Here is a 2,500-nt window from a genome sequence, read left to right as displayed (position 1 = left end):
CATACTGAAAATTGGAGCGGAAGACGGGATTCGAACCCGCGACCCCAACCTTGGCAAGGTTGTATTCTACCACTGAACTACTTCCGCAAGACATGTTTGAGTTATTTTATTAAAAGTGCGGGTGAAGGGAGTCGAACCCCCACGCCAAAGGCGCTAGATCCTAAGTCTAGTGCGTCTGCCAATTCCGCCACACCCGCATATTTCATTAAAATGGTGAGCCATGAAGGATTCGAACCTTCGACCCTCTGATTAAAAGTCAGATGCTCTACCAACTGAGCTAATGGCTCTTGCAATAAAAAACTGGTGCCGACTAGAGGACTTGAACCCCCAACCTACTGATTACAAGTCAGTTGCTCTACCAATTGAGCTAAGTCGGCTAAATGGTGGAGGATGACGGGATCGAACCGCCGACCCCCTGCTTGTAAGGCAGGTGCTCTCCCAGCTGAGCTAATCCTCCGAATTGCCTGGCAACGTCCTACTCTCACAGGGACAAGGTCCCAACTACCATCGGCGCTAGAGAGCTTAACTTCCGTGTTCGGTATGGGAACGGGTGTGGCCTCTCTGCCATCATTACCAGACTGTATTCATTTAAGACAAGAATCATTATAACTTATTTACTTTTGAAAGTCAATAAGTTTTTTATATTCTTTCAAAACTAGATAACAGTGCTTCATATTATATGGTTAAGTCCTCGATCTATTAGTATTCGTCAGCTCCACATGTCACCATGCTTCCACCTCGAACCTATCAACCTGATCATCTTTCAGGGATCTTACTAGCTTACGCTATGGGAAATCTCATCTTGAGGGGGGCTTCATGCTTAGATGCTTTCAGCACTTATCCCTTCCGCACATAGCTACCCAGCTATGCCCTTGGCAGAACAACTGGTACACCAGCGGTGCGTCCATCCCGGTCCTCTCGTACTAAGGACAGCTCCTCTCAAATTTCCTGCGCCCACGACGGATAGGGACCGAACTGTCTCACGACGTTCTGAACCCAGCTCGCGTACCGCTTTAATGGGCGAACAGCCCAACCCTTGGGACCGACTACAGCCCCAGGATGCGATGAGCCGACATCGAGGTGCCAAACCTCCCCGTCGATGTGGACTCTTGGGGGAGATAAGCCTGTTATCCCCGGGGTAGCTTTTATCCGTTGAGCGATGGCCCTTCCATGCGGAACCACCGGATCACTAAGCCCGACTTTCGTCCCTGCTCGACTTGTAGGTCTCGCAGTCAAGCTCCCTTATGCCTTTGCACTCTACGAATGATTTCCAACCATTCTGAGGGAACCTTTGGGCGCCTCCGTTACACTTTAGGAGGCGACCGCCCCAGTCAAACTGCCCACCTGACACTGTCTCCCGGGTCGATAAGACCCGTAGGTTAGAATTTCAATACAGTCAGGGCGGTATCCCACCAGCGCCTCCACCGAAGCTAGCGCTCCGGTTTCAATGGCTCCCGCCTATCCTGTACAAACTGTACCAAAATTCAATATCAGGCTACAGTAAAGCTCCACGGGGTCTTTCCGTCCTGTCGCGGGTAACCTGCATCTTCACAGGTACTATAATTTCACCGAGTCTCTGGTTGAGACAGTGCCCAAATCGTTACACCTTTCGTGCGGGTCGGAACTTACCCGACAAGGAATTTCGCTACCTTAGGACCGTTATAGTTACGGCCGCCGTTTACTGGGGCTTCAGTTCAGAGCTTCGCTTACGCTAACCCCTCTCCTTAACCTTCCAGCACCGGGCAGGTGTCAGCCCCTATACTTCGCCTTACGGCTTCGCAGAGACCTGTGTTTTTGCTAAACAGTCGCTTGGGCCTATTCACTGCGGCTTTCCGTTAAGAAAGCACCCCTTCTCCCGAAGTTACGGGGTCATTTTGCCGAGTTCCTTAACCAGAGTTCTCTCGCACACCTTAGGATTCTCTCCTCGCCTACCTGTGTCGGTTTGCGGTACAGGCACCTTTTATCTCGCTAGAAGCTTTTCTTGGCAGCGGGGAATCAAAGACTTCGCTCCATAAGGAGCTTCCCCATCACAGCTCAGCCTTCACGATAAGCGGATTTGCCTACTTATCAGCCTAACTGCTTGGACGTGCACAACCAATCGCACGCTTCTTCTATCCTTCTGCGTCCCTCCATTGCTCAAACGATAAAGAGGTGGTACAGGAATATCAACCTGTTGTCCATCGCCTACGCCTGTCGGCCTCGGCTTAGGTCCTGACTAACCCTGAGCGGACGAGCCTTCCTCAGGAAACCTTAGGCATTCGGTGGACGGGATTCTCACCCGTCTTTCGCTACTCATACCGGCATTCTCACTTCTAAGCGCTCCACCAGTCCTTCCGGTCTGACTTCACTGCACTTAGAACGCTCCCCTACCACTGATACCATTGGTATCAATTCGCAGCTTCGGTGGTGTATTTAGCCCCGGTACATTTTCGGCGCAGAGTCACTCGACTAGTGAGCTATTACGCACTCTTTAAATGGTGGCTGCTTCTGAGCCAACATC

At 51.2% G+C, this 2,500-nt stretch carries 5 tRNA genes and 2 rRNA genes (1 of these 7 only partly in view); all 7 read right to left on the bottom strand.

The features are described 5' to 3' along the window. Positions 1–12 precede the first annotated feature (12 nt). Positions 13–87, bottom strand: a tRNA-Gly gene (locus MKY70_RS00470). 29 nt (positions 88–116) lie between these two features. Continuing rightward, positions 117–197 (bottom strand) — tRNA-Leu (locus tag MKY70_RS00465). Between the two features lie 14 nt (positions 198–211). Further along, positions 212–287, bottom strand: a tRNA-Lys gene (locus MKY70_RS00460). Positions 288–301: 14 nt separating this feature from the next. Continuing rightward, positions 302–377 (bottom strand) — tRNA-Thr (locus MKY70_RS00455). A gap of 4 nt (positions 378–381) precedes the next feature. After that, a tRNA-Val gene (locus MKY70_RS00450) sits at positions 382–457 on the bottom strand. Between the two features lie 5 nt (positions 458–462). Further along, positions 463–578: ribosomal RNA gene (gene rrf / locus MKY70_RS00445) — 5S ribosomal RNA — on the bottom strand. A 101-nt stretch (positions 579–679) separates the two neighbouring features. After that, positions 680–2,500, bottom strand: a 23S ribosomal RNA gene (locus tag MKY70_RS00440) (it continues 1,101 nt past the right edge of the window).

It is taken from the genome of Bacillus sp. FSL R9-9492 (assembly GCF_038007365.1).
In the GTDB taxonomy this organism is placed as follows: Bacteria; Bacillota; Bacilli; order Bacillales; family Bacillaceae_G; genus Bacillus_A; species Bacillus_A mycoides.
Note: the sequence above shows the minus strand (reverse complement) of the source record. Positions and strands in the feature narration are given on the sequence as shown.